The organism is Dorea amylophila (assembly GCF_025567265.1).
Lineage (GTDB): Bacteria > Bacillota > Clostridia > Lachnospirales > Lachnospiraceae > Dorea_A > Dorea_A amylophila.
Map to the genome: position 1 here is coordinate 1 of NZ_JAOQJW010000044.1, position 453 is coordinate 453.

At 40.0% G+C, this 453-nt stretch carries 1 rRNA gene; it reads left to right on the forward strand.

From position 1 onward, the window contains the following. Positions 1-116, forward strand: a 5S ribosomal RNA gene (gene rrf / locus OCV72_RS16435); the annotation flags it as partial. Positions 117-453 lie beyond the last annotated feature (337 nt).

The following is a 453-nucleotide window of genomic DNA, read 5'->3' on the forward strand; positions in this document are numbered from 1 at the left end:
TGGTGGCGATGCGCTTGAGGGTAACACCCGTTCCCATCCCGAACACGATGGTTAAGACTCAAGCGGCCGATGGTACTTCACTGGAGACGGTGCGGGAGAGTAGGTGGCCGCCAGGCTATAAAAAATTGAAGAACAAGAAGTAGATCCGCTGCAAATGTTCGGGAGATTCATATAGATACGGGCAAAAGATGAGCAACAACTTATCGGTGCCAACCTCATCAGCAAGGAAGTGCTGTTATGATAGCTGGTTTTACCAGTGATTAGAGAGTTGAAAATAAGATTTCAGTTTTCTAATGACTGATAAAAATTCAGTCAATTGAATAAGATGCAGAGTTCGAAAGAATGACACATCACCATGTACCTTGAAAATTGCATATAAGAAATAGAAATGATAAGATTTTTAAATATCTTAATCAAGACATCCGAGGTAATTGTTATAAACAGAGTAATAAT